The organism is Cupriavidus sp. PB-02 (genome assembly GCF_058252315.1).
The window spans coordinates 4201664-4224772 of sequence record NZ_CM177694.1 but is presented as its reverse complement, the minus strand read 5'-3'; the positions used below and the strand labels follow the sequence as shown (position 1 = coordinate 4224772).

The following is a 23109-nucleotide window of genomic DNA, read 5'->3' as shown; positions in this document are numbered from 1 at the left end:
GGTCCATGCTAGGGAAGGGCGCGCCGCATTGCTTGAGCACTTGGTCAGGCCCGTATTGCATTCGCGTACAAGCCAGGTGCCCCGGCCAGGCTGCGTATCAGCGTTGATACAAAGCGGGCACAGTGGGGTCATCGCGGGCTGGTAAAGTGGGGCACCGCATGCCCCTCGGCGCCGGCGCCTGCCGCCGGCATATGCCGATCCCTTCGCTTATGGAATTCACCCCCACGCTTCCCATCCGCCTGCTGATCGTCGACGACGATCCCCAGATCCGCTCCATGCTGGCCGAATACCTGTCCACCTTCGGCATGCAGGCCGATGGCGTCGAAGGCGGCGTGGAGATGCGCCAGGCGATGGCCGCCACGCCGTATGACCTGGTGATCCTCGACCTGTCGTTGCCCGGCGAGAACGGCCTGGCACTGTGCCGCGAGCTGTGCGCGCAGACCGATGTCGCCGTGATCATGCTGACCGCGCGCGCCGAGCTGGCCGACCGCGTGGTCGGGCTGGAAGTGGGCGCCGACGACTACGTCACCAAGCCCTTCGAGATGCGCGAGCTGGTAGCGCGCATCCACACCGTGCTGCGCCGCAGCCGCGGCAATGGCGCCGAAGCACGCCGTGCCGCCGCGCCGTCCGGGCACGAGCTGCGCTTCGGCGACTGGCGCCTGAATACCACGCTGCGCCAGCTGGTCGATCGCGACGACGTGGTGGTGCCGCTGTCCAATGCCGAATTCCGCCTGCTGCTGGCCTTTGTCGAGCAGCCCAACCGCGTGCTCGACCGCGAGTTGCTGATCAACCAGGCGCGCGGGCGCGGGCTCGACGTGTTCGACCGCAGCATCGACCTGCTGGTGTCGCGGCTGCGCCAGAAGCTGCGCGACGACCCGCGCGACCCCACGCTGATCCGCACCGTGCGCGGCGAGGGCTATGTCTTTACCGCGACGCTGGAAGCATGAGCAAGACCGGGCGCCTGGCGCGCTATGACTCGATGTTCGTGCGGCTGTTCGTGGTGATGGCCGCGATCATGCTGGCCGTGCACCTGCTTGGCATGACCGTGATCGAAAACCTGTTCCCGCGGCCGGGGCTGGAGCGCGCGTTGCGCGACGGACCGGGCGGGCCGCCGCCGGGCGAGTGGCGTCCGGGCCCGCCGCCTCCGGGCGAATGGCGTCCAGGTCCGCCGCCTGAAGGCGCCGACGCCGGCGCGCCGCACCGGCCACCACCGCCGCGCTGGCCGTGGCCGCCGCACATCGGCCTGCTGTTCCAGGTGGCCGCGATCGTGGCGGCCTCGTGGGCCGGCGCGCGGCTGCTGGCGCGCCCGGTGCAGCAACTCGCCAGCGGCGCCGGCCGGCTCGCGCAGGACGTCCATGCGGCGCCGCTCGACGAAAGCGCCGGCCCGGCCGAGGCGCGCGCCGCGGCGCAGGCGCTGAACCATATGCAGCAGCGCATCCGCAACCAGCTGGCGCAGCAGTCGCGCTTCCTGGCGGCGGTATCGCACGACCTGCGCACGCCGCTGACGCGCATGAGCCTGCGCATCGAACGCATGGATGGGAGCGAGGGGATCGACAGCAAGCAGGCCGGCGAAGTGCGCTACCGCCTGCGCCAGGACCTGGCCGAGATGAACGGCCTGATCGACGCCACGCTGTACTACCTGCGCGACCGCGATGAAGCCAGCGGCCCGCGCCAGCGCGTGGACGTGCTGGCGCTGTTGCAGGCGGTGGTCGACGACGCCGCCGAGACCGGCCACGAGGTCGCGCTCAGCGGGCAGGCGCAGCCGCTGCTGGCGAGCCCGTCCGACCTGCGGCGCGCGGTGGTGAACCTGGTGGAGAATGCGCGGCGCTACGGCGGCGCGGCCAGCATCGTGCTGACCGATAGCGCGGAACGGGTGCTGATCGATATCTGCGACGACGGCCCCGGCATCCCGCCTGACGAACTGCAGCGCGTGATGGAGCCGTTCTACCGCATCGAGTCCTCGCGCAGCCGCGCCACCGGCGGGGTCGGCATGGGTCTGTCGATCGCCGCGGACATCGCCGCGCGCCATGGCGGCGAGCTCACCCTGACCAACCGCCCGGAAGGCGGCCTGCGCGCGCGCCTGTCGCTACCGCGCGCCTGACGCCGCCAGCGTGACGTACTGCGAGCCGCGCTGGCCGCGGGTGAAGTCCAGCGCAAAGTCGCCCACGTCGACACGCCCCTGCAGCGCCCGCCGCATCTCGGCGGCGCCGCTGCCGCGCAGCCCGGCGAGCGCCCGCGCCAGCCACGCCGCGCCGATATAGCCCGCCAGCGTCGCCGCCGACGGCGGCTCGTCCAGGTACTGCTTCATGCGCGCCACGTGCTCCTTCACCACGCGCAGCGTGGCCTGCTGCGGGCCCGGCGCAATCTGCGTCAGCACCATGCCACCGGTGTAGCCGCTACCCAGGATCTCGCGCGCCGCGGTGGCGCTGACCGACGACAGTCCGACCAGAAAGCCATACCAGCCTTGCGCGGCCAATGCGCGGCCAAGGCCGGCATAGGCCAGCGTATCGCCAGCCACGATCACCGCGCCCGGACGGGTCGCGGCGATGCGCCGCGCGGCGGCGTCGGGATTGCCGTCCAGCGGCACCGCGCGCGTGCCGGTCTGCGCCTCCAGCCGGCCCAGCCACTGCGCGCCCGACGTGCCGCCCGCCGCAAATTCCCCCGACACCGCCAGCGCGATGCTGGTCAGGCCATAGCTGCGCAGCTGCTTCACCGCCGCGTCCAGCTCGGCCTGGTAGTCGGCGCGGGTGAACCAGACGTTCTCCGCCGCCAGCGCCAGTCCCGACAGTGGCGCCACGATCTGCACGCCGCGCCGGTTGAGTTCGGCTGAGGAGGCCAGCGCCGGCAGCAGCCGGTCGCCGGGGCCGAACAGCAGTTCCGCGCGCTCGCCATCGGCAAGGGCCACCGCCTGTGCCAGTGCGCGACGCGGGTCGGCATCGGCATCTCGGACCACATGGACGACGCGCACCGGTCCGTTGCCGGCATTGAGTGCATCAAACATCACCTTGGCCCCGGCCAGGTAGTCCCGCGCCAGGTCGGCCTGCGCGCCAGTGCGGTCGAGCAGGTGGCCGACCACCACTGTGTGGCGCGCGGGCGCCTGGGCCTGGACAAGGGCAGGCAGCGCCAGCCCGGCCGCGGTGGCAAGCAGCAGGCGGCGTTTGGCTGCGGAGGGTGGATGCGCGTGGCCGCGCCGCAGGCGAGGCGACAGGGGAATAGGCATGGTACGGGGAGCGGAGATGGGTGAGGGGGGCGGTATTCGCAGGCCGCGCGCAGCGTATCCGGCACGCATGACACAGATGTGACGCCCGCCCCCCACCAGCGAGGGGCTCGTCGCGCATGGGTTCCGCCGCGCTTTGACGACGGTCAACGCGCCGGCCGCGCCGCGGCCCTACGATGGGCCGTCACACACCCGATCCCCCGCGCCCCCATGAAACCGTCTGCCATGACTTCCCCTGCGCTCGACCGTCGCGCGCTGTCCGACTTCCGCGCGCTGGCCGGCCGCATCGATGGCAACGGCCCGCGCTACACCTCGTACCCGACCGCGGACCGCTTCCGCAACGGCCCCGACCTGTCGCTGTACCACGACGCGCTGGACGCCTGCCGCGCCAGTGCGCCGGCACCGCTGTCGCTGTACCTGCATATCCCGTTCTGCGAGAACATCTGCTACTACTGCGGCTGCAACAAGATCATCACGCGCGATCATGGCCGCAGCGCGCGCTACGTCAACTACCTTGGCCGCGAGATGGCGCTGGTGGCGGACAAGCTCGGTGCGCGCCGCCAAGTGCTCCAGTCGCACTGGGGCGGCGGCACGCCGACCTTCCTCGATCCCGACGAAATGCGCCGCGTGATGGCGCTGCTGCACAAGTATTTCGAACTGCCCGCCGACGGCGAGCATTCCATCGAGATCGACCCGCGCCGCGTCGACTACGCGCGCATGGCGCTGCTGGCGGAGCTTGGCTTCAACCGCGTCAGCCTGGGCGTGCAGGATTTCGACCCCGAGGTGCAGCAGGCCATCCACCGCATCCAGCCGTTCGAAGAGACGCGCGCCGTGGTCGACGCCGCGCGCGCCCTCGGCTTCCGCTCGGTCAGCCTGGACCTGATCTACGGCCTGCCGCACCAGACCGCGGCGCGCTTTGGCCGCACCATCGAACAGGTGCTGGCGCTGCGCCCCGACCGGCTTTCGGTCTACAGCTACGCCCACCTACCGCATGTGTTCAAGCCGCAGCGCCGCATCGACGAGAACGCCTTGCCGCCCGCCGGCGAGAAGCTCGACATCTTGGTCTCGACCATCGAACGGCTGACCGCGGCGGGCTACGTCTATATCGGCATGGACCACTTTGCGCTGCCCGACGACGACCTTGCCATCGCCCAGCGCGAAGGCCGCCTGCAGCGCAACTTCCAGGGCTATTCGACCCACGCCGGCTATGACCAGGTCGGGCTCGGCATCTCGGCGATCGGCGCGATCGCGGGGCGCTATGTGCAGAACGCGCGCACGCTGGACGATTACTACGGCGCGCTCGATGCAGGGCGTCTGCCGCTGGCGCGCGGCGTGGCGATGAGCGCGGACGACCATCTGCGGCGCGAGATCATCGGCGACCTGATGTGCAACGGCGTGCTCGACCTGCCGGCGCTGGAAGCCCGGCACGGCATCGATTTCAGTGCGGCATTTGCGCCTGAGCTCGCCGAACTCGGCGGCCTGGCTGCCGACGGGCTGGTGCAGTGCGAACCCGGGCGCATCACCGTGACGCCGCTGGGCCGGCTGCTGGTGCGGCGCGTGGCGATGGTGTTTGACCGCTACCTGCGCGAGGACGCCGCGCGCGCGCCCGAGGCCAGTGTCGAAGCCGCAAATGACGGCTCGCAGCCGATCCGCTTCGTGCCGCGGGCTCGCTACTCGCGCGTCGTGTAGCGCGCCGCACCGATGCTCCGGACGAAAAAAATGCCCGCGGACGCGGGCATTTCTGTTTGCGGCTGGCGGGCTTACTTGGCGGCGTTGGCCATGTAGTCCGAGGCGGCGATCACGTCGGCGTCCGGGCCGGCATAGCCGCCCTTGGGCGGCATCACGCCCTTGCCCTTGAGCGCAAAGTTGTGGACCGCATCCATGCCTTCCTTCAGGCGCGGCGCCCAAGCGGCCTTGTCGCCGAACTTCGGCGCACCCGCCACGCCGGCAGCGTGGCACGCGGCGCAGACTTGCTCGTAGACCTTCTTGCCGACTTCCGCCGAAGCGGCGGCCGGGGCGGCAGCGGCAGCCGGTGCCACGGCGGCAGGCGCGGCCAGAGCCGCCGGCGCAGCGGCGGCAGCCGGCGCGGCAACTGCCTCGGGGGCCGCGGCCGTCGTCGGGGCGGCAGCTGCCGGGGCGGGCGGCTCAGGGAACTTGGCGCCGCCGGCATCGGCCATGTAGACCACGGCGCGGGCCAGCTCGTAATCGGTATAGTCGTCCGGGGTGCTGCCGGCGCGCGGCGGCATCGCGCCCTTGCCGTTGAGCATCGACTTCATCAGGCCGTCAAAGCCCTGGCCGATGCGTGCGCTCCAGTCCGCAGCGGTCCCGTACTTGGGCGCACCCGCCGCCCCCGTGGCGTGGCAAGCGGCGCAGATTTCCTTGTAGACCTGTTCACCGGTCTTGAACACGCGCGGCGCGTTCGGATCCTTGATTTCCAGCGATGCGACCGGCTTGATGCGGTCGTTGATGGCTTCTGCTGTGGTGCCCGCACCGGCACTTTCGGTCGAGCCGTGTCCGACAAAGTTGACCAGCAGGATGATCACGATGATCGGCACCAGGAAAGCCGCGATCACAACTGCGATCAGCTGCTTCGGCGTCTTGATGGGAGACTCGTGTTCGGGGTGTTCGTTGTGGACGTCGCTCATACAGAACTCTCAGTTTTGCAGGAAACCTTCTGGCCGCTCACGCTCGGCTTGCTTTTTCTGGCCCGATCCCGGCCATTTGCATGACCACTACCTGGCCCCATCCGGACCGCCCGTGCTGCCCTGCGGCCTTTGCCTGACTTGGGTCTGTTGCTATTTGCGTGCTTCGGACTGTCTCCCGGACCGGGCCCCGATTGTCACCGACAACGGGCCGCGCAACCTTGACCTTGATCGACTGGCGTCATGGATTGCACAGCGGGCACGATTTGACGCAAATAGTTGGCGATTATAGCGCCAAAGCCCCCTTGCCAGTGCCCAAAAGCGACGGTTCCGAGACGTCGCACGACGCCCCTGGCGGGCCCGCATGGACGGCATCGGGCAAAAGCGGTATCCTATGCGACTTTCCTGCGGCGGCATTCGCTGGCCGCAACCGCTGTACCCGCAAAACCGGTTGCAAAACCGTCCTGTGCGCCCGTAGCTCAATGGATAGAGTACTGCCCTCCGAAGGCAGGGGTTGCTGGTTCGATCCCAGCCGGGCGCGCCAATCCCCACAAGGGTTTCCCGCATTTCCCACCACCGCCGCGAAGGGCGACTGTAGCTAAACTGCAGCCAGCTTCGGCGCCGGCACCGCGGTCAGCGGCGCCACCCACTGCGTCAGGTGATCCGCCGACAGGTGCGCATAGCGCTGCACCATCTCCATTGTTTCCCACCCGCCCAGCTCCTTGAGCACCTGCAGCGGCGTGCCGCGCTGCACATGCCAGCTGGCCCAGGTGTGGCGCAGGTCGTGCCAGCGGAAGTCGCGGATGCCGGCCCGCGCGAGCGCCTTGCGCCAGCCCGCGGTGCTGGTCTGGTAGACCGGCTTGCCGCGGTAGACGAAGACCGCCTCGACTTGGTCCGGATCCCGCTTCTTCGGCAGCTGCCGGCGCAGCACCGTGATCGCCGTGTCCGACAGCGGCACGGTGATCGCCTTGCGCGCCTTGGCCTGGTCCGGGTGGATCCAGGCGACGCGCCGCACCAGGTCCACCTGCGACCACCGCAGCCCGGTCACGTTGGCCCGGCGCAGCCCGGTCTCCAGGCTGAACTGCGCCATGTCGGCCAGGTGCTCGGGCAGCTCGGCCAGCAGCCGCTGCGCCTGCGCCGCGGTCAACCAGCGGATTCGCTTGCTGACGACCTTGGTGCGCTTGCGCTTGGGCGCGCTGTCGAGCCACCCCCATTCCACCGCGGCGTTGAGCACCGCGGTCAGCACGCCGACCACGCGCCGCACCGTGCCGGCGCTGACGGTGCCGGGCAACTCCTTGACGCCCTGGCGGGTGCGCACCGTGCGCCGCTCGGTCCGCTTCGCCTGCGCGATCGCGTCGAGCCGGTCGCGGTCGATCGCCGCAAGCTCCACGCCGCCCAGGTGCTGGTCGAGCCAGCGCAGGTGGATCTTCGACGTTTCCAGGCTGGCCAGGCCGGCCCGGTCGGTCACGTAGCGCACCACCGCGTCGTTCCAGGTGTAGCGCGGGCGCAGGCCCAGCCGCGCCTGGTTCCATAGGTCGACCTTCAGCCGGTCGTGGAACTCCTGCGCCTGCCGGGCGTCGCTGGTGCCAGTGCTTCCCTGTAGCGGCGTGCCGCCTCCAGGGGGGTACAGCTTGTAATACCACTTGGTACTGCCTTTGCGTTTGAAGAGCGACATGGCTCACCTTCCTTTGCCTGATCGCCTTGCACAACTCGCGGGATCCATTCTCCGGCGAGGTAGCGCTCGAGGGCAATCTTCGAGAACATCCAGCGCTTGCCGACCTTGCGGCCGGGCAGCGCTCCGGCCTTGGCCTTCAGCCGCACCGTTTCTGGGTGGGCGCCGAGCAGCTGGGCCGCGGCGCCCAGGTCGATCGTCGTGCCAAGCATCGTCATGCCGCACCGTCGACCCGTCGGAACTCGCCCCCCCGCCGCGTTGCCGCCCAGGCGCCAGCGAGGCGGACCCACAGCCAGCGGAAGTGCGCGCCAGACGAAGTCGTGACGTTAGCCTCGGCGTTGCGGCGGTCGTCGCCGCACACGCCAAAATCACCAAAATGGTTCATACCGATTTCCATCACTCCGTCGAATTCACGGTCTTCCTGTCTCAAATTTCCAGGGCGCGCTGGGCCTTCCAGTACAAGGTCAGCGGGCAGCCAATGCGGTCTGGGGGCGAGTGGTGCCCGAACAGGGCCACTGCGCTCGAGGAGGCGACCCAGCTGGCGCGCCGGGAGATAGAGACCCTGCTTTCGGCACCGGTGCCTCAGTCGCGGTGACATGCTGCCTCCCCCTGCTGGGCCACGGACAGGGCGACGGCTACCGGCCGAACCCACACCGGCGTGGCCGACAGCTGGAAGGTTTCGCCGGACTCTGCGAGCAGCAGCGTGGTGCCCATCACCTCGGCAATGGCTTGGGCCGCGTCCGGCGGCACCGCGTTGCCGATGCGCTCGCGCCAGGCCTGGTCGCTCAAGCCGTCCAGCTCCAGGTATTCCTCGGGTTCGATCAGCGACTGCAGCGCGGCCAGCTCCAGCGTGGTGAAGGGCCGGTGCCAAGTGCCGTCCAGTGCGCGGATGATGGCCACCAGCTTGTCGTTCGCGGCCGGCACCCGCGGGTCGGCCACCGACCAGCGGCCGTTGTCGTGCCCGGCCGCGGCCGACACCGCGCCGCTGGACTGGTGCCAGCCGACCACCCCGTAGTGCCCTCCGGTCAGGTAGGCGTCGCCAGGCTGGCGCTGCATGCCTGGGCGGGGGTCGGCCACGGCGAAGGCGCCCTGGCCGCTGTCGCTGCGGGCGATCACGGTGCCGGCGGTCTCGCCGTAACCGGTGACCCGGTACTTGCCGGCGCCCTGGAAGCCGGACACGGCGCGCGGATCCTGCACGCACTGGCCGGTGCCGTGGGCGCTGGTCACTGCGCCCGCCGCGCCGGCCCAGCGCACGATGCGGAACTCGTTGTTGTGCTTGGCCGGCCCGGCGTGGCGCGGATCCTCGACGGTGTAGTAGCCCTGGCCGGGGTTCTGCTGGCCGGCAATGGTCCCGGCAGGCTGCGCCCAGGGCAGGACGCCGTAGGCCTGGCCGTCGTTCCATTTCGCGCTCTGTGCGAAGCGGGGGTCGGCGATCGAGAAGGCGCCGTTGGTCGGCCCGCTGCGCCCGGCGATGGTGCCGGCGGGCTGTTCCCAGCGGTTCACACCCATGTAGCCGTCGCGGTGTTCGGGCACGATCAGGTAGTCGCGCAGGTGGCCGTCGGCGACGGCCAGCCGGTTCAGGCTGCGCCAGTCGCTGCCGGCCTCGACGAAGGCCAGGCGTACCCACGTCTTCCACTGCAGCGACGGCACGCGGTGCATCGGGCCGGCGGCCGCGGCGCCGGGCAGCGGCATGCGTCCCAGCACCGTGCCGACGCCCTGCAGGCGCCTGACCGGCGGCTCGTACAGGAACGCCGGCACCTTGGCGGTGTGGCGCGCCACCAGCAGGAAGCGCTTGCGGCTCTGCGCGAGGCCGCCGATCACGCCACAGTCGTGGGTGGTCTCGCTGACGGCGTAGCCATAGTGGGCCAGCAGCTGCTTGATCTGGTCCAGCAGGTGCCGGCCGCGCGTGGCCAGCCGCGGCACGTTCTCGAACACGATCAGCTCGACCGGGTCGTCCTTCCAGGCCTCGCACATCAGCCAAACGCAGCGCAGCGTCAGCTCGTTGAGCGCCTGGTACTTCGGCGTGCGGCTCAGCGTCTCGGACAGCAGGCCCGAGGCGCCCTTGCACGGCGAGGAAATGAAGACGCAGTGCGGGTGCTGGTTGCCGGCGGCGCGCCGGACGTCCGCGGCCGTGGCCTCGCGCCAGCCGGCGGGTGGCTCGGCGCCGTGAAAGGCGGTGTACTGCGTGCGGGTGAACAGGTCCATCACCGTGCACGGCACGCCCACCAGCCGCTCGAAATCCCGCGCGGCGGCCGGATCCACGTCGATACCGCCCAGGCAGTCCCAGGCGGCCTCCATGTTGCCGACGCGAGACAGCGCTTTCTTGAAGCCCTTGGCGCCCCCGCCCAGGCCAGCGCAGAAGCCGAAGCTGTTGTAGCTGCGCCGGATCATGCCTGCTCCTTGCCATCCCGCGGCCGTGCCACCCCGGCGCACGGCGGGGACGTGAAGCACATGGCCGCGCTCAACTCTGCGCTCGAGAAGGCGCGCCGGAATTCCAGCGCGGCAAGGCCGCCGACCTCGGATCCGGGCAGGGCCAGCAGCTGCAGCAGCATGGCCAGGCGCTCCCGCCACGGCTTCAGCAAATGCCCGCGCTGGTGTGCGTCCACCGCCAGCGGCGTGCCGTCGGCCGTGTCCAGCGCGCCGCCGATGAGCAGCTGCGCGGGCGCCAGGCCATCCAGCTCGCCCCGCGCCGTCACCCACCAGGCGTAGCGCTGCGCGGACTGCGCTTCCGTGGTGGTTTCCAGCAGGATCGCCTCGGCGATGGTCAGCAGGTTTTCGCGCGTCGATTTCGGGAAATCGGCCAGCGTCTTGCCGGCGGCGTCGGCCTCGGGGTACAGGCCGGTGCAGATAAGCTGCGCCACGCGCTGGACATAGGGCACAGGTTGGGGGGACGTCGTGATGTCGGTCATGCTGCTTCTGCGAGGTGAACGATCTGGCCGGCTGCTACCGGGCCCTGGGCGGTTGCGCGGCGCTCGGCCTGCAGCGTCGCCGCCAGCAGCTGGCGGCGGGTGCAGGCGCGCTGCATGTCGTCGGTCAGGTTCAGGCCCTGGCCGATCGCGCGGAACTCGTCGCCGGTGACGCCCAGCGCGCCACGGTTCGCAAACCGTTTGCCCACGTCGGCCACCGCGATTACGGCAGCGTCCATGGCGTCGCGCAGCGCCTGGTTGTCGGCGTAATAGAGGGTGGCCACCACCTGCCCGACATTGATGCGGAATGCGAGGGTGTGCCACGCGGCCTCGGTGGCGGTCCCGTCGAGGATCTTGCTCAGCTCGACATGCGGGATGAGCTGCAGGTCCACTTCGGCGTTGCGGCTGAAGCGGAACATTACGGGCAGGCCGCAGGTGCGCGCGGGGCGCGGCCGGCGGGACTTGCGATGTTTGCTGGCTGGCATGGTTTCTCCAGTGCGGGGTCAGTCGTCGAAGTCGCCGGCGGCGCGGCGCTTCAGGTCGGGAATGCGCACTGCGGGGCGGCGTGCCGCGCGTTGCTGCTCGCGGCTGGCCATGGCCCGAGCCGCCGCAGCCAGGGCGGTGCGGAGCAGGTCGGACATGGCCTCAAAGGGGGTCGCGATCCGCATGGCGTGATGGGCGCGGCGCAGGTCGGCATCGGTGATGGCGGGCTTAGCCATGGCGGGCTCCGCGGCAAACGAAGCCATCCCACACGCCGCGGCCGTAGCAAACGGTGAAGAACAGGCTCACCCAGAACATGCCGGGCTCGCCTGTCGCCGCCGTCAGGTACAGCCAGGCCGGCTGGCCCAGCAGCCCCACCAGGGAGCCCCAGCGGGCGCGCCCGGCGCCCGCGTTGAGCAGATAGATCGAGCCGACCGCGGTGGCGATCATCCAGAGGTTGAGCAGCGCGAGCATCAGGCAGCCCTCCCAATGGCGCGCGCGCAGCAGAAGCGGGGCGGCTCCGTGAGGTAATCCAGGGCACCGAGCTGCGCATCGAGGCGGCTGCGGGCGATCGCGGTGAACTGCATGCGCACGCCGCTGTGCGACACGACGAAGACGAGGAACGCGTTGCCGTCGTGCAGCGTCACTTCCAGCTTCTGCGTGGCGTGCCAGTAGGGCCTACTTCCGTCGACAGGTGTGATCACCTGGAATCGGATGGGCTTCACGACAAGCTTGGTCGCGGCACAGAAGGCTGTTTGGATGGAAATATTGCTCATGCTCACGCTCCTTTGTTGCCCGACCGATCCTCGAAGACCCAGCACTTGACCGTGGTGGGGCGCTTTGGCGCGGCGGGGTAGTCGTTGTTGTGACGCGCGTTGATCGCGCTGTTGACGACCCTCAGCTCCATGAACTTGCGGTGCCGCGAAGTGCGCAGCACCCGCTTCAGTTCCGTGAGCGGGGGGAGGTTGAGGCGGCGGTCGTTCGCCACCTGTTCGAAGTGCCGCAGGCTGATGGCGATGGTTCCGCCATCCCCCCGGGCGTGGTTGAGCACGGCGTGGTCTTCCTCCGCCGATTCGATGTGGTCGTACAGCTCCCAGAATTCCTGCACCAGCGGGTGGTCGGCGCCGATGGCCTGCTGGCGCTCCACGGCCATGGTCACCAGCTGCTTGATCGCCGCATCGCGGTATTCCTTGGGCAGCGGCACCACGTGGCCGAGGCAGTCGACCAGCGCCATCACCTGGGCGTGGTTCTTGACCAGGCGCTGGTGCTTGACGTCGGGGTGCTTGACCAGGTGGTCCTGGTAAACCGGCATGCGCTCGACGTAAGAGGCGAGGATCTCGCGCTCCTTGAGGATCGCGGTCAGCAGGAAACCGGAGACGTCTTCCACCGGCATCTGCTCCAGCGCCCGCGCCGCGGCGAAGGTGTCGGCGTTCTGGCCGGACCGGTCGAAGTACAGGTGGACGATCCGCTGCAGCACGGCCTCGCTGGCGTTGACCTCGGCGTTCTGGCTGATGACCACCGCGCCACGGAAGGGCGGCTCGTAGGTCTCGTTGCCGGCGTTCTTGACGCCGCGCGCCCGCGTGCTGCGGCCGTTGTAGGCGGTCTTCAGCTCGTTCCAGTCGAAGCCCTTGACCTTGGCACCGTCCTCGCCCCGGTCGCCCTCGATCAGGACCACTGGCAGGTTGGACACCTGCGCGAAATTGCGCGCGCGCGCCGCCAGCGAGGACTTGGACGGGTCGAAGCCTTCGTAGTCGCGGCGGCCGCACAGCTTCCACAGGAACTCGATCAGCGTGGACTTGCCGGCGCCCGGCTCGCCCACCACCTCGAGGAACGGGAAGCTCTTCTGCTTAACCCCCTCGCCCTCGCGGATCTGCTCGGCGAACAGGCTGCCCAGCCAGAACGCCAGCGCGACGATTGCCTTGGCACCGAAGGCGCGCCAGATCAGCTCCAGCCAGTCATGACGGAATGCCTTCAGGTCCGTGTTCAGCGAGAGTCCGGCGGAGCCGCCGATGGTCTTGATCGACAGTCGCCCCACATCGAAGAAATCCTCGTCGTTGAGCGTGTAGAGCTTGCCGTCCTTGACCGCGACATCCGCGTACACATAGCAGCCGTGCTCCTTGCTGTACCCCACGAAGTCGATGGTCTGCACGCTCTTGATGCGGTGCATCTGCTCCTTGAGGTAGGCGTCCAGCTGCCCGCCGGTGCCGGTGTAGAAGGCGCCCGGCGCCACGGCCAGCAGCCGCTTCTTGAACTCGGGCGCCGAGGCGATCTGCGAGCTGGTGAAGGTGTTCTTGGCCGGCTCCGATTCGTGGGGGAAGGCGACGCGGAAGTAGTACCAGGCCTCGTCGGTGGCGGCGTTGGCCTGGTAGTACAGGACGGTCGGCAGGCAGGTGGCGATATTGGTTACCGTGCCCGCCTTCAGCATGGCTTCGTCGCGGATGTCCTCCTCGGACATGTCCGGGTGCGCCTGGCGCACGGCGTCCATTTCGCGATTGAGCGCTTCCAGATCGACCTTGAACCAGTACAGCTTGCTGTCGTAGTCGAACGCGAACTGGCTCATGCTGGTGCGGCCATAGATCAGCCGCGCCTTCTCGGCCGCCGTGGGTGCCGCCATCAGGGCGCCAAGGTAGCGATACTCGTCCAGGTCTGGCGCGGAGAGCTTGCCAAGCTGGTGCAGGTCGTTCCAGTCGCGTTTTTTCGCGCCGATCTGCTTGGGCACGGCGATCGAGGCGTCCCAGCCATGGTCCCGGCTGCGCTTGAGCCAGTCCTTGGCATAGCGGGTGCCGGCGCGGTCCGCATCCAGCGCCCACACCAGCTTCGGGCGGGAACGACCGTTGGCGGCGCACTGCTCGGCCAGTGCGGCCAGCGCCTTGCCAGGGTAGTTAGTGCACGACAGCGCCGCCACGGCCGGCACTTCGTGGTGCCACAACGCGATCGCATCGAAGATTCCTTCCACGATCCACAGTTCGGCGGCGCCGGACGTCTGCAGCACCGGCGGCTGCCACCACATGCCGCCGTAGCTGCCCTGGAAGGTGGCCTTGCGCGCGCCGAAGCGGTGCGCCTGGTCGATGATGCGTTCCCAGTAGATGCCGGCGCCCAGCGCGAAGCGCACGGTGGCGCTACCGATCTTCAGTTCGTGGCTGTAGTAGCTCTCCTGGGTGTACCAGTCACGCACCTTGTCCAGGTCGAAGCCGCGGCTGTCGCGCATGTAGGCGTCGGCAGCGGCCTTGGGGTTCTCCGGCGTCGACTGGAAGCGGTCGCTCCAGCTCTCGAACAGTTCTGGGTAGAGATCCTTGATGTGCAGCTCGGCGCCGCAATGGTTCAGCCGGTTGCAGCGCACGACCCAGGGTGCATTGCCGAACGCCCACAGCGTTTTCTTGCCGCAGGCCGGGCATTTGCCGTCCTCCAGCTTCTCGCCGCCGCGCTTCGACTTGAAGGCGTAGTCGCGCAGCAGGCGGCTGGTGACTTCGCTGTGCAGGGATGGGTTCATGAATCTTCAGGCAAAAAGAGTCCCTCACGCCCCGGACAGGGGCATGAAGCAAACAATCAACAGGGAGAGAGGGGCTAGGCCGGGGTCAGGTCGGCAGCAGGTCCATCTGCCGCTCGTCCATCAGCCCCGGACGCACCTTGCCGACCGGCAGGTAGGCCTTGGGGTTGGGGCGCATGCTCGGCGCGATGGTGGAGATCACCGAGGTGATGGCCTTGCAGGTGTAGGCGCACTCGATGTTGGGGCATTGCCAGTAGCTCTCTTTCGAGAGCAGCGATACCACGCGGCTGGTGCGGATCTTCATGCGCGATTCGCAATGCGGGCAGGTCAGTTTCACAGCGTTTTCCCCGGGGTTACTACCAATTTAAAGGCGCGTCGTTTGCCGGTCATGCGTTCGGCTGTGCGCCGAATCCCGGACTTGGCCAGCCATTCGGCGGCCTGTTGTAGCGTCGTCAAGCCTTGCTCCTGACGCACCCGCTCCAGCACTGCCATGTCTTGCTCGGTCAGTTGAATTTCGACGTCCGGCATCTTCTCGGCAGCTCAAAAGTGACTTCGTTTAGGCGCTCTGCGTCTCTACAGTGGATCCGAGAGCGAGCACCTGCTCGGCCTCGCGGAAGATGATCTGGCGCAGCAGAGTGGCGGGCTGCTCGCCCTGGTAATTGGCCAGGGCAGTGATCAGGTCGAACTCGTAGTCGTTGAAGCGCAGGACTACGCGGTTGTCACGAACACGTTTCGGGTCGGGATACATGCCAGTCTCGGTTGGAACGGAAAGGATCACGACGCTCAGAAAGAGCGGCTTTCATACACCGCCAAGCCCTCAAGCAGCACCAGACGGGCCAGGCTCGACACGGAACGGTTCTCCTGCAATGCGAGCCGCTCCAGCTTCTGCCGCTCTGCAGGGAGCAGACGGACGCACACCGGCTTGTCGCTGAGCACCCCACGCGGGGAGCGGGTCCGGGGCGTTTTGGCTGTGGTCATGGCGGATATACTTGTGTGAGTTAGCGTTGCACAACGAATTATATGCACCGAACGGTGTATTTGACAATATCAAAATGAACCAACCGGTAAGCATTGGAGATCGGCTGGCCGAAGAAAGGAAGCGCAAGGGCTTGAATCAGGCTGCGTTCGCGGCCATTGGCGGGGTCTCCGTCAAGACGCAAGTTCTCTACGAGAAGGCTGAGCGCGTCCCCGACGCCAACTATCTGGCAGCCGTTGCGGGCGCTGGATTTGATGTCCTTTACATCCTGACTGGCGCCCCGAGTCCTGGCCTCGGAATCGAAGAACAAGCGGTGCTCGCGGGCTACCGCAAGCTGGACGAACGAGGCCGAGCGGGCGTGCTGGCATTGATCGGCGGCATGCAGCCTGCCACGTCGACCGATGTTCAGATCAAGGGCGACGTCTCACAGGTTGTTCATGGCGGCATGAAAGTCACGACGCCCATGAACTTCACAATCAATAAAAAGAGCCGCAAGTAGGCCGTAAACAATACGGCGGGGCTGGCGTCGGGCCGCTTGGCCAGCCGCGCAAGAACAGGGTAAGCGGCCTGTTTTTGTAGGGGTCAAGTAGCACAATGCAGCGCAAAGTCGCAGTCAGCGGCGATGTAAGCCAGCTCGTCACTGGCAACGTCGTCCATGAAGCACCGGCCACGGTGCAGCAACAGAACAACACCGTCACATACAACCTTCAGTCGGTCCCCCAAGAGCCGAAATACCTGTCTTGGCGTCAGCGTCAGGTGATCTCCGCCAAGGTCGACGAGGTCGCGCAGGCTGAGGGCGTCGTGCGTCTGGCGATCTATAAGACTCTACTCAGCGACCATGACGCGCAAAACATGAAGGTCATGCCGGCGGATCGCTTCCGCGCCATCATGGACGATCTCGCGGTAGCGCTCAGCGAAGCGAAGAGCCGCGCCGGCGCCGCAAACGACGCGGTTTCATCTCCGGGCGATACACCTTCACCATCGATCATTGAGCATGAGTCATCGTTTGTGCCGACCACCAGGAGTGCCGGCCTTACTGCTCTCCACTGGATATTGACCCTCTTGGCCATTGGCATGGGCGGCGTCATGGTGTGGGACAGGGTAGCTGCAGAAGCAAACGTACCGGTGGACGTTTGCCAGTTCGAAGGGCGACCCTATTCGGTTGGTAGCGTGACCGCAATGGCGCCAGTTGGTGTCTATGAATGCCAGTCCGTAGCAGGCGAGCCGGCGCCGAAATGGGTGCCTGCACGTAACCTGGGCAGCGCTGGCAAGCGTCGGTGAGTTCTCATCGTAAGCGCCAGCGGAGACAACAAAAATGACCACACCTAACATCGAACGGTTCAACGAAGTAACCGGTTTGTTGCTAGCTCATCTTTACGAGCATTTCCCGGTACCTCAGGACATCGAGGCTGGCGAATTTGTAGACAATGCCACCGTGCCAGCCAAGCCCATACCTGGCGTGATTTCGCCATACTTCGAAGATCTGACAACCGACGGAACGTTCTTTGTGTCGGCGGTCGAATGGCTTGCGACGGCCGGCTTCCTGACTTTCGACAAACGTTTCAATTCAGAAATTACAGGCGTCGTGCTGAGCGAAAAGGGCTTGCAAACACTGAACGCTGTGCCCGCAAGCCTTACCGCGTCGGCGCCTCTGGGTGAGCGTTTGGTTGACGCGGCCAAGAGTGGCGGCAAAGAAGTCCTCAAGGCGACCCTACGCGAGGTGCTATCAGCCGGTATGAAGTTGGTCATTCCGTCGTAGCTGAAGCCGGCGCCTCGTCTATTTCCCCTGGTTTGATCTCCAGCTCCAGCGCCGTGGTGTAACCGCGTTCCGTCAGGTGGTGCGTGACCTTGGTGATCGTCCATCGAGTGTTGTCGATCTGCGGCTTCCACCCTGACACCGCTGCGGGCAGTTCCGGAAACAGATCCGGTCGGCCGCGCGCCAGCGTGATGCTGAACGTGGCCACGCCGCGCTGCATGCGTGCCCACTCGGCGCGTGCGGCGCGTTCCGCGTTCGCCTTGGTCGCGTAGGTGTGCCGCAGCACCTTCACGTTGTCAGGGTTGGGATACGTGGTGACCGTTTCCTTGGGCTTCTTCCTTCCCTTGCCAACTGCTGGCGCTTCCTTCACCTGGACGGCGTTCGACGCGTCGATAACGACTTCGCCCTTCTTCGCCACGCGCGTGTCCTGGTAGTGCGCCTTGACCCCGTTGTAGTTCTCGCGGTCCGCGACCATGAAGTTGTGCGTGTCGCCGCTGGCACGCGTGACCAGCACCGTCGGCAACGGGATGCCGGAGGCGCTGAGCGCCTCGCCGGCCCGGATGAACAGCAGTTTGCCCTGCTTGACTGTAGCAATGGCGTCGAAGTCCTTGGCCACCCGGGTGAGCAGGTTGGCGTCGGATTCGCCGGTCTGATCCAAGTGCTCGATCACCTGGTCAGCCAGATGCTGCGCGATCACCGCGGCGAGTTGATTGCGGCTGGCGATCGCGCGCACCAGGGCGCCGATGGTCTTGTCCCGGAAGCTGCGCTCCTTTCGCGTGGTCAGGTCGCTTCCCAGGTCGGCACTGCGGGCGCGAATGGTCAGGCGGTCGGGAGGCCCGCTATGCTCGATCTCATCGACCTTGAACGTTCCCTTGTCGACCACGCCGCTGTCCGCCCAGCCCAGCGCCACCGACAGGCGGGCGCCTTTCTCAGGCAGGTCCAGCAGACCGTCGTGGTCGTCAAGCTCAATGTCGAGCTGGTCGGCCTCAAAGCCGCGGTTATCCGTCAGGGTGAGCGACATAAGCCGTCCCTGGAAGCGGCTGGTGATGTTCCGCCCCTGGTGCATCAGCTGGTAGATCGGCCGCGGGTGGCGGCCTGCGACTTCGCGGGGCTCCGCGTTCCGGGCCATGGTAGTCATAGGAAGCCATCCTCCAGCATGGTGCGGCCGATGATGGCCTCCGCGTCGTCATCGACACGCACCAGCTTCAGGGAAAACTCGATGCGGCGTGCCTTGCCATCCGAGAAGAAGAGGGTGCGCGTCACGCTCAGCGACTCGATCACGAACAGGCCGAAGTAGCGGCCGGTGCCCTCGATAAGCACATAGGCCGCCCCCGTGTCGCCCATTTCCCGCAGGCGCTCGATGGAAACGTCCCCGCCGGTCAGCTCGGGCAGCAGGACACCCGCCAGCGTGATGGTCTCGTCGTCGGGGCCGGTGTACTGGCGGGCGGGGCGCAGGCCGGTCCGGTTGTTGGAAGGGTGACGCCAGCCGATCTGTTGCTGGAAATCCTGATAGGGCGCCGTGTCCAGGCCGAACACGAATTGCCCGAGTGCCATCATCATCGCGTCAGTCCCTGTCGGTCAGGCTCGATCGTTGCCGCGCGCCGCGCTGGGCCTCGATCTGTCGCAGTTTCTCTTCCACCAGGCGGGCGATTTCCCGCTCGTCCGCGCCGGCGGGCGGATAAATGTTGATGGTGATAGGCGCTGGCGCCGCCGCCGCTACCGGCGCCGCCATGACGCCGGCGGCGAGCGGCGGCCGTCGGTCGATCGGGACCGGATTGCTCAGCGCCTTAGCGACCGGGGACGGCGCGCCGGCCATAGGCGGATCGGCGGCTGCCGGGCCCGAAGCGATCGCCAACGCCGCGCCAGCACCGGACAGGTACCGGAGGACGCGGCCGGTCGTGCTGAGGACCGCCGCGCCAGCACCCTTGAGGCCGGCAGTGCCTGCGCCGACCAGACCGCCGGCGAGCCCCGACACCGCCTGCAGCGGCCCATCGTGCCCGCGCTCGATCCCCTGCGTCAGGCCGGCCATGGTGAAGCCGCCCAGCTCGGCAAAGACGCGGCTGGGCGAGTGGATCCCCAGCTTCTCCTTGAAGTACCCGATCACGGCCGAGCCTGCGCCCGTGATGGCATCCTTCACGGCGCCCACGCCGCTGGTGATGCCGTTGACCAGGCCCTGCATGATCTGCGCGCCGATTTCCACGAAGCGCAGGGGCAGCGAGGCGAACTGCGTCACCAACTGCGCGGCAACGACGATGATGCTGGCCAGCCAGCGCCCGAAACCTTCGCCGCTGCGCGCAGCGGCATCCAGGCTCGCCCGGCTCGCGTCGACCGGCGCCAGCAGGTTGGTGATCCACTGCCAGGCGCCCTGGATCGCTCCGAGCAGCCAGTCGAAGACCGGGCGCAGCGGCGCCAAGGCAGCGCCAGCGGCGGCGAACACCTGGTCGAACATGGCGGCCAGCGGTGCCAGCCCAGTGGACAGCCCTGTCCACATGCCGGCAAAGAATGCCTTGATCGGCTCCCAATATCGGATCACCAGCAGCGCACCCGCTGCGACCGCCGTAATGGCCAGGCCGATGGGGTTGGCCAGTGCAAGGCGGCCGACGAACAGCAGGACCTGGCCAAGGCGCAGCAGCGCAGCGCTCGCGCCATGCACCATGGCTGCAGCGCCGGCCTTGACCAGGCTGACGCCGCCCCGGCCGGCATCGGCGGCGACGCCGGCAATGCCTCGCCGGGCAACGTACTGGCCGGCGCCGGCGATGCGACTGGCTGCAGCAGCACGCGCTGCGGCCAGCTGGGCGGCGACCGCGCGCCAGAGTTGTGCGGTGTAGGCGCGCACGGCGGCGGTCCCCGTCCGGAAGGTCGCGCCGGCCTGAGCACCCCAGCGCCTGCTGGCCGCGAGCGCCGCGCGGCAGGCAGCCGGGACCTGCGTCCCGAGCGTGGCCACATAGCCTTTGAGCGCCGGCCACGCCGCCGCCGGGGTGGAAGCCTGCCAGGCGCCAGCCAAGGCCTTCCCGGCTGCACGCCCGAAGGCCTGGACCTTGGTGGCGGAACCCGACAGCTTGGCCGCGGCACCAGCCAGCAGGCCGAAGCCCCCAGCGGCCCGGGGCAGCTGCGGCGCGAGTGCTGCCAGCGGCAGGCGCATCAGCTGCAGCCCGTAGCGGGCGATCACAAGCGGCCCAAGCAGTGCCGCCAGCGCCAGGGTCAGAGCGCCAGTGACGGCGAGCAGGGCGCCGGCCGCAGCCGCGCCCTTCACCAGCCAGCCGACCACGGCCGGGTTGGCCTGCGCGAACGCATTGAATCGGTCCACCAGGTTGCCGACGGTCTCCATCAGGCTCACCAGCGTTGGCCGCAGGATCTCTCCGCCCTCGGCGCTGGCGTTGAACAGCTTGTTCTGCAGGCGTGCCCAAGCGGCGGAAATGGTCTGCTGGCGCGCGGCGAACTCGCGCTCCATCGAGCCGACCGCGCCCTTGCCGTTCGCCAGCTGGATCTGCCGCTGCAGTTCCTCGGGCTTGTCGACCAGCTTGGCCAGCGTGTCCGAATGCTCCATGCCGACCAGTTCTACCATGACGCCGATGCGCTTGTCCTTCGGCAGCTTCCGCACGGCCTCGACCACCTTGAAGATCGTGCCGGTTGCGTCTTCCGCCATGCCCTTCTGGATCTCCTGGGTGGTCAGTCCGATTTCGGCCACGGCGGCATGGAACTTCTTCGTGCCCTTCTCGGCCGCAGCGAACTTCTGCGTGATGGCATTGATGGCCGTGCCCGCTGTCTCGGTGCGCTCGCCCAGCGTCAGCAGGGTGGAGGCGAGGGCCGCCGCGTCGGCCGACGACATCTTGACGGTCGAGACCACGCCGGAAATGCGGTTCAGCACGTCGATGATGTCGCCGCCCTTGCTGATGGCGTTGTCGTCCAGGTAGTTGATGGTGTCGGCCAGGCTGCGGATCTGGGTCACCGGGATCTTGAAGTTCTTGGCCACCTTACCCATGCTCTCCGCGATCTGGTCAGGCACCGCATCGAAGGCCGTGGCCATCATGGCCACCGTCCTGTTGAACTCCAGCAGCTCCTGGATCCCCAGCGCGCGCTTGCGCGCAGCCTCGATGCGGTTGCCCACCTTTTCGGCGTCCTCGGCCTGCTGCAGCAGCTCGGTCCCCACCTCCATGCGGGCGGCCGCGGTGGTCATCTCGATCACCTGGTTGGTCGGGATCGGCAGTTCCTCGCCCAGCCTTTTCGCCGCGCGGCCGATCTCGTAGTACAGCTGCGTGAGCTGGCCGGCGTCATTGCGCGCGCCCGGGATCTGGCGCGCGATGCCCAGCATCGCATCCTCGTAGCTGACGAAGTCCTTGACCGCCTTGGCGATGGGCGTCAGCGTGGCTCCACCGGCCGCCATGGTCGTGACGCCTGCGCCCAACAGGGCGTTGCGGCCCGACATGCCCTTCTGGTACTGGGCCTGGGCCGCAGCGAGCTGCCGCTGGCGCTCCCCGACTGCCCGCAGGCGCGCTTCCTGTTGCGCCAGTGCCTGGCTGGCGGTGGCGATCTGCCCGCGCAGATCCCGCTGCGCCTGGCCCAGCGCTGACGTGCTGATGCCGGCGGCCTCGAGCCGGCCCCGCACGCCCTGCAGGCTGTGCTGCAGCTCAGCGCCGCGTTGCTTCAGGGCCTGGGCCTCCCGCACGGCCGACTGGAACGCCCGATTCATTGCCGCCGTGGGCTTCTCGGCCGCGTCGATCTCCTGCGCCAGTGCCTTGACGCGCGCCTGGGCTGCGCGCAGCTGGTTCTCGGCAATGGCGGCGTCCTTGGACAGCTTGCGGAAACTGTCGATATTGACCTGCGCGCGGTTGAGGTCCTTGAGCTGGTCGCGGGCGGCCCGGACCGACCGCGCCAGCTCGCCGCTGGTGCCCGTGATGGCGCGGAACGGGCGCGTGACCTTGTCCACTGCCTGCAGCAGGACTTCCAGTTTCAGGTTGCGGGCTGTGCTCATTCGTCGATTCCGCTGCGTTCACGGGCGCGCTCGCGCCACTCCATCAGTTCGGCCACCTCCATCGCGTACAGATGGGCCGGTGGCCAGTGAAAGATCACTGCAACGTCTGCGATGGCGTCTTCGACTCGGTCGGGAAGTCCTCGCCCTTCGCGGACTTCGGCAGCAAAAAATTGCTCACCGCGGCGCCGAATTGGGTGAGGTCGGCCGGGTCCAGCCGGCTGACTTCGTGCTGCGTGAGGGTCGGGGTGGTGATGCGCGGCAGCACGGTATGCAGCGCGCTGACTTCCATGCGCATCAGGTCGATCAGGCTGCAGCCGCGCAGTGCGCCGGCTTCGGGCTTGCGGACTTCCACGGTGGTGATGGTGGTCTCGCCGCGCTTGATGGGTTCGTCCAGGGTGATGGTGGTCTGGTTCATGGTCGGTATCGGAAGGAAGGTCGGAAGAGGTGCCGGGCCGGCGCGCGCCGGCCCCTGCGGTTAGAGGCCCATCGCGCGCCGCTGCTCGGCGAGCCGGTCGACGCCGAACACGACCTCGATGAAGTTGACGTGGTCGATCTCGATCCAGACCTCGCTGTTCACGGTGAGCTTGAAGTAGCTGAGCGAGGACTTGACCTTGAACTGGCTGTTCTCGCCGGCCTTGGCATTGCCGAAATCCAGTTCGGTGTGGCGGCCGCGCACCACGACCTCGACAGCATCCACGGCGCCCGTATCGTCGCGCTGATAGGCGCCCGCGAAGCGGACGAGGGCCGCATCAATGCCCGTGACGGCGTACTGCTTCAGCGGTTCGCGCATGAAGCCGCCGTAGGTGGTTTCCAGCTCCAGCTTCTCGCTGCCCAGGTCGATGTCGACGGGGCCGTTCATGCCCCCGCCGCGGTATTCCTCGACCTTGCGGACCAGCTTCGGGATGGTGATCTCTTCCACTTCGCCCACGTGGCTGACGCCGTCGGCAAAGACATTGAAGTTCTTGAGCTTGCGTGGCAGTGCCATAGTGATTCCTTGTCTG

The 23109-nt window shown here is 67.9% G+C and carries 28 protein-coding genes and 1 tRNA gene; 7 read left to right on the top strand and 22 right to left on the bottom strand.

The features are described 5' to 3' along the window. The first annotated feature begins 209 nt into the window (after positions 1-209). Together AC10V3_RS19980 and AC10V3_RS19975 are read left to right on the top strand one after the other, a co-directional pair. The gene (locus AC10V3_RS19980) at positions 210-947 is read left to right on the top strand and encodes a response regulator (RefSeq protein WP_022536974.1); all 738 of its coding nucleotides are present in this window, start codon (positions 210-212) and stop codon (positions 945-947) included. Continuing rightward, positions 944-2101 (top strand): sensor histidine kinase, encoded by a 1158-nt coding sequence (locus AC10V3_RS19975; RefSeq protein ID WP_349604405.1) that lies wholly within the window; start codon positions 944-946, stop codon positions 2099-2101. Before AC10V3_RS19980 ends, AC10V3_RS19975 begins: the two co-directional genes overlap by 4 nt. Here the strand turns inward: AC10V3_RS19975 and AC10V3_RS19970 are convergent. Continuing rightward, positions 2087-3220, bottom strand: coding sequence for an ABC transporter substrate-binding protein (locus tag AC10V3_RS19970; RefSeq protein WP_022536972.1), 1134 nt, complete (start codon positions 3218-3220; stop codon positions 2087-2089). The genes AC10V3_RS19975 and AC10V3_RS19970 overlap by 15 nt on opposite strands. 207 nt (positions 3221-3427) lie before the next feature. Here AC10V3_RS19970 and hemN point away from each other — a divergent pair, with 207 nt between their 5' ends. Then, positions 3428-4906 (top strand): oxygen-independent coproporphyrinogen III oxidase, encoded by a 1479-nt coding sequence (gene hemN / locus AC10V3_RS19965; protein ID WP_349604408.1) that lies wholly within the window; start codon positions 3428-3430, stop codon positions 4904-4906. Between the two features lie 71 nt (positions 4907-4977). Here the strand turns inward: hemN and AC10V3_RS19960 are convergent, their stop codons facing one another. Next, complete coding sequence (locus AC10V3_RS19960; protein ID WP_454752518.1) at positions 4978-5862, bottom strand: c-type cytochrome; 885 nt, start codon at positions 5860-5862, stop codon at positions 4978-4980. 465 nt (positions 5863-6327) lie between these two features. Between AC10V3_RS19960 and AC10V3_RS19955 the strand changes: the two genes are divergently transcribed. After that, positions 6328-6403, top strand: a tRNA-Arg gene (locus AC10V3_RS19955). A gap of 54 nt (positions 6404-6457) precedes the next feature. Here the strand turns inward: AC10V3_RS19955 and AC10V3_RS19950 are convergent. The 14 genes from AC10V3_RS19950 to AC10V3_RS19885 form a co-directional block, all read right to left on the bottom strand. Continuing rightward, positions 6458-7489 carry a tyrosine-type recombinase/integrase gene (locus AC10V3_RS19950; protein WP_490923690.1) on the bottom strand — a complete coding sequence of 344 codons (1032 nt, stop codon included), beginning with the start codon at positions 7487-7489 and terminating at the stop codon, positions 6458-6460. After that, positions 7402-7743, bottom strand: a complete 342-nt coding sequence (locus tag AC10V3_RS19945; RefSeq protein WP_490923688.1) for a helix-turn-helix domain-containing protein — start codon at positions 7741-7743, stop codon at positions 7402-7404. Before AC10V3_RS19945 ends, AC10V3_RS19950 begins: the two co-directional genes overlap by 88 nt. Before the next feature lie 2 nt (positions 7744-7745). Next, positions 7746-7916, bottom strand: a complete 171-nt coding sequence (locus tag AC10V3_RS19940) for a hypothetical protein (RefSeq protein WP_490922834.1) — start codon at positions 7914-7916, stop codon at positions 7746-7748. 197 nt (positions 7917-8113) lie between these two features. Continuing rightward, positions 8114-9922, bottom strand: coding sequence for a DNA cytosine methyltransferase (locus tag AC10V3_RS19935; RefSeq protein WP_490922833.1), 1809 nt, complete (start codon positions 9920-9922; stop codon positions 8114-8116). After that, on the bottom strand, positions 9919-10440 hold the full coding sequence (locus tag AC10V3_RS19930; protein ID WP_490922831.1) for a hypothetical protein: 522 nt from the start codon (positions 10438-10440) through the stop codon (positions 9919-9921). Before AC10V3_RS19930 ends, AC10V3_RS19935 begins: the two co-directional genes overlap by 4 nt. Further along, positions 10437-10922 carry a hypothetical protein gene (locus tag AC10V3_RS19925; protein ID WP_490922829.1) on the bottom strand — a complete coding sequence of 162 codons (486 nt, stop codon included), beginning with the start codon at positions 10920-10922 and terminating at the stop codon, positions 10437-10439. Before AC10V3_RS19925 ends, AC10V3_RS19930 begins: the two co-directional genes overlap by 4 nt. Positions 10923-10940: 18 nt before the next feature. Then, the gene (locus AC10V3_RS19920; protein ID WP_490922828.1) at positions 10941-11156 is read right to left on the bottom strand and encodes a hypothetical protein; all 216 of its coding nucleotides are present in this window, start codon (positions 11154-11156) and stop codon (positions 10941-10943) included. Beyond that, entirely contained in the window at positions 11149-11391 is a 243-nt protein-coding gene (locus tag AC10V3_RS19915) for a hypothetical protein (protein WP_490922826.1), read from the bottom strand. Before AC10V3_RS19915 ends, AC10V3_RS19920 begins: the two co-directional genes overlap by 8 nt. Further along, the gene (locus tag AC10V3_RS19910) at positions 11391-11693 is read right to left on the bottom strand and encodes a hypothetical protein (protein ID WP_490922825.1); all 303 of its coding nucleotides are present in this window, start codon (positions 11691-11693) and stop codon (positions 11391-11393) included. Before AC10V3_RS19910 ends, AC10V3_RS19915 begins: the two co-directional genes overlap by 1 nt. A 2-nt stretch (positions 11694-11695) precedes the next feature. Continuing rightward, the gene (locus AC10V3_RS19905; RefSeq protein WP_490922824.1) at positions 11696-14407 is read right to left on the bottom strand and encodes a toprim domain-containing protein; all 2712 of its coding nucleotides are present in this window, start codon (positions 14405-14407) and stop codon (positions 11696-11698) included. A gap of 85 nt (positions 14408-14492) precedes the next feature. Further along, complete coding sequence (locus tag AC10V3_RS19900) at positions 14493-14741, bottom strand: Ogr/Delta-like zinc finger protein (protein ID WP_029046559.1); 249 nt, start codon at positions 14739-14741, stop codon at positions 14493-14495. After that, positions 14738-14932 (bottom strand): hypothetical protein, encoded by a 195-nt coding sequence (locus AC10V3_RS19895; RefSeq protein ID WP_490922821.1) that lies wholly within the window; start codon positions 14930-14932, stop codon positions 14738-14740. Before AC10V3_RS19895 ends, AC10V3_RS19900 begins: the two co-directional genes overlap by 4 nt. 28 nt (positions 14933-14960) lie before the next feature. Next, the gene (locus AC10V3_RS19890) at positions 14961-15152 is read right to left on the bottom strand and encodes a hypothetical protein (protein ID WP_454711118.1); all 192 of its coding nucleotides are present in this window, start codon (positions 15150-15152) and stop codon (positions 14961-14963) included. Between the two features lie 35 nt (positions 15153-15187). Continuing rightward, on the bottom strand, positions 15188-15382 hold the full coding sequence (locus AC10V3_RS19885) for a hypothetical protein (RefSeq protein WP_490922819.1): 195 nt from the start codon (positions 15380-15382) through the stop codon (positions 15188-15190). A gap of 74 nt (positions 15383-15456) precedes the next feature. Between AC10V3_RS19885 and AC10V3_RS19880 the strand changes: the two genes are divergently transcribed. From AC10V3_RS19880 to AC10V3_RS19870, 3 genes are all read left to right on the top strand, one after another. Then, a complete protein-coding gene (locus tag AC10V3_RS19880) occupies positions 15457-15879 on the top strand; it encodes a helix-turn-helix domain-containing protein (protein WP_490922818.1) in 423 nt (140 codons plus the stop codon). 95 nt (positions 15880-15974) lie between these two features. Beyond that, positions 15975-16661: a hypothetical protein gene (locus tag AC10V3_RS19875; protein ID WP_490922817.1), complete on the top strand. Its 687-nt coding sequence runs from the start codon at positions 15975-15977 to the stop codon at positions 16659-16661. Between the two features lie 34 nt (positions 16662-16695). Further along, positions 16696-17139 (top strand): hypothetical protein, encoded by a 444-nt coding sequence (locus tag AC10V3_RS19870; RefSeq protein ID WP_490922815.1) that lies wholly within the window; start codon positions 16696-16698, stop codon positions 17137-17139. On the opposite strand, the gene AC10V3_RS19865 is transcribed toward AC10V3_RS19870, so the two are convergent. Genes AC10V3_RS19865 through AC10V3_RS19840 form a run of 6 tightly spaced genes read right to left on the bottom strand, consistent with a single transcriptional unit; the run spans position 17126 to position 23093 of the window. Then, positions 17126-18274 (bottom strand): phage late control D family protein, encoded by a 1149-nt coding sequence (locus AC10V3_RS19865; RefSeq protein WP_490922813.1) that lies wholly within the window; start codon positions 18272-18274, stop codon positions 17126-17128. The genes AC10V3_RS19870 and AC10V3_RS19865 overlap by 14 nt on opposite strands. Beyond that, a complete protein-coding gene (locus AC10V3_RS19860; protein ID WP_116382335.1) occupies positions 18271-18696 on the bottom strand; it encodes a phage tail protein in 426 nt (141 codons plus the stop codon). Before AC10V3_RS19860 ends, AC10V3_RS19865 begins: the two co-directional genes overlap by 4 nt. A gap of 4 nt (positions 18697-18700) precedes the next feature. Continuing rightward, complete coding sequence (locus AC10V3_RS19855; protein WP_490922812.1) at positions 18701-22108, bottom strand: phage tail tape measure protein; 3408 nt, start codon at positions 22106-22108, stop codon at positions 18701-18703. After that, on the bottom strand, positions 22105-22221 hold the full coding sequence (locus AC10V3_RS19850) for a GpE family phage tail protein (RefSeq protein WP_490923687.1): 117 nt from the start codon (positions 22219-22221) through the stop codon (positions 22105-22107). The genes AC10V3_RS19855 and AC10V3_RS19850 overlap by 4 nt, the downstream gene beginning before the upstream one ends. Next, positions 22203-22523 carry a phage tail assembly protein gene (locus AC10V3_RS19845; protein ID WP_490922810.1) on the bottom strand — a complete coding sequence of 107 codons (321 nt, stop codon included), beginning with the start codon at positions 22521-22523 and terminating at the stop codon, positions 22203-22205. The genes AC10V3_RS19850 and AC10V3_RS19845 overlap by 19 nt, the downstream gene beginning before the upstream one ends. A gap of 60 nt (positions 22524-22583) precedes the next feature. Beyond that, complete coding sequence (locus AC10V3_RS19840; protein WP_490922809.1) at positions 22584-23093, bottom strand: phage major tail tube protein; 510 nt, start codon at positions 23091-23093, stop codon at positions 22584-22586. Between the last annotated feature and the right edge of the window lie 16 nt (positions 23094-23109).

Excerpts from the sequence above, each read along its gene's own strand:
- AC10V3_RS19980 (WP_022536974.1), top strand. The coding sequence starts at position 210 with ATGGAATTCACCCCCACGCTTCCCATCCGCCTGCTGATCGTCGACGAC.
- AC10V3_RS19975 (WP_349604405.1), top strand. The coding sequence starts at position 944 with ATGAGCAAGACCGGGCGCCTGGCGCGCTATGACTCGATGTTCGTGCGG.
- AC10V3_RS19970 (WP_022536972.1), bottom strand. The coding sequence starts at position 3,220 with ATGCCTATTCCCCTGTCGCCTCGCCTGCGGCGCGGCCACGCGCATCCA.
- hemN (WP_349604408.1), top strand. The coding sequence starts at position 3,428 with ATGAAACCGTCTGCCATGACTTCCCCTGCGCTCGACCGTCGCGCGCTG.
- AC10V3_RS19960 (WP_454752518.1), bottom strand. The coding sequence starts at position 5,862 with ATGAGCGACGTCCACAACGAACACCCCGAACACGAGTCTCCCATCAAG.
- AC10V3_RS19945 (WP_490923688.1), bottom strand. The coding sequence starts at position 7,743 with ATGCTTGGCACGACGATCGACCTGGGCGCCGCGGCCCAGCTGCTCGGC.
- AC10V3_RS19940 (WP_490922834.1), bottom strand. The coding sequence starts at position 7,916 with ATGAACCATTTTGGTGATTTTGGCGTGTGCGGCGACGACCGCCGCAAC.
- AC10V3_RS19935 (WP_490922833.1), bottom strand. The coding sequence starts at position 9,922 with ATGATCCGGCGCAGCTACAACAGCTTCGGCTTCTGCGCTGGCCTGGGC.
- AC10V3_RS19930 (WP_490922831.1), bottom strand. The coding sequence starts at position 10,440 with ATGACCGACATCACGACGTCCCCCCAACCTGTGCCCTATGTCCAGCGC.
- AC10V3_RS19925 (WP_490922829.1), bottom strand. The coding sequence starts at position 10,922 with ATGCCAGCCAGCAAACATCGCAAGTCCCGCCGGCCGCGCCCCGCGCGC.
- AC10V3_RS19920 (WP_490922828.1), bottom strand. The coding sequence starts at position 11,156 with ATGGCTAAGCCCGCCATCACCGATGCCGACCTGCGCCGCGCCCATCAC.
- AC10V3_RS19915 (WP_490922826.1), bottom strand. The coding sequence starts at position 11,391 with ATGCTCGCGCTGCTCAACCTCTGGATGATCGCCACCGCGGTCGGCTCG.
- AC10V3_RS19910 (WP_490922825.1), bottom strand. The coding sequence starts at position 11,693 with ATGAGCAATATTTCCATCCAAACAGCCTTCTGTGCCGCGACCAAGCTT.
- AC10V3_RS19905 (WP_490922824.1), bottom strand. The coding sequence starts at position 14,407 with ATGAACCCATCCCTGCACAGCGAAGTCACCAGCCGCCTGCTGCGCGAC.
- AC10V3_RS19895 (WP_490922821.1), bottom strand. The coding sequence starts at position 14,932 with ATGCCGGACGTCGAAATTCAACTGACCGAGCAAGACATGGCAGTGCTG.
- AC10V3_RS19890 (WP_454711118.1), bottom strand. The coding sequence starts at position 15,152 with ATGTATCCCGACCCGAAACGTGTTCGTGACAACCGCGTAGTCCTGCGC.
- AC10V3_RS19885 (WP_490922819.1), bottom strand. The coding sequence starts at position 15,382 with ATGACCACAGCCAAAACGCCCCGGACCCGCTCCCCGCGTGGGGTGCTC.
- AC10V3_RS19880 (WP_490922818.1), top strand. The coding sequence starts at position 15,457 with ATGAACCAACCGGTAAGCATTGGAGATCGGCTGGCCGAAGAAAGGAAG.
- AC10V3_RS19875 (WP_490922817.1), top strand. The coding sequence starts at position 15,975 with ATGCAGCGCAAAGTCGCAGTCAGCGGCGATGTAAGCCAGCTCGTCACT.
- AC10V3_RS19870 (WP_490922815.1), top strand. The coding sequence starts at position 16,696 with ATGACCACACCTAACATCGAACGGTTCAACGAAGTAACCGGTTTGTTG.
- AC10V3_RS19865 (WP_490922813.1), bottom strand. The coding sequence starts at position 18,274 with ATGACTACCATGGCCCGGAACGCGGAGCCCCGCGAAGTCGCAGGCCGC.
- AC10V3_RS19860 (WP_116382335.1), bottom strand. The coding sequence starts at position 18,696 with ATGATGATGGCACTCGGGCAATTCGTGTTCGGCCTGGACACGGCGCCC.
- AC10V3_RS19855 (WP_490922812.1), bottom strand. The coding sequence starts at position 22,108 with ATGAGCACAGCCCGCAACCTGAAACTGGAAGTCCTGCTGCAGGCAGTG.
- AC10V3_RS19845 (WP_490922810.1), bottom strand. The coding sequence starts at position 22,523 with ATGAACCAGACCACCATCACCCTGGACGAACCCATCAAGCGCGGCGAG.
- AC10V3_RS19840 (WP_490922809.1), bottom strand. The coding sequence starts at position 23,093 with ATGGCACTGCCACGCAAGCTCAAGAACTTCAATGTCTTTGCCGACGGC.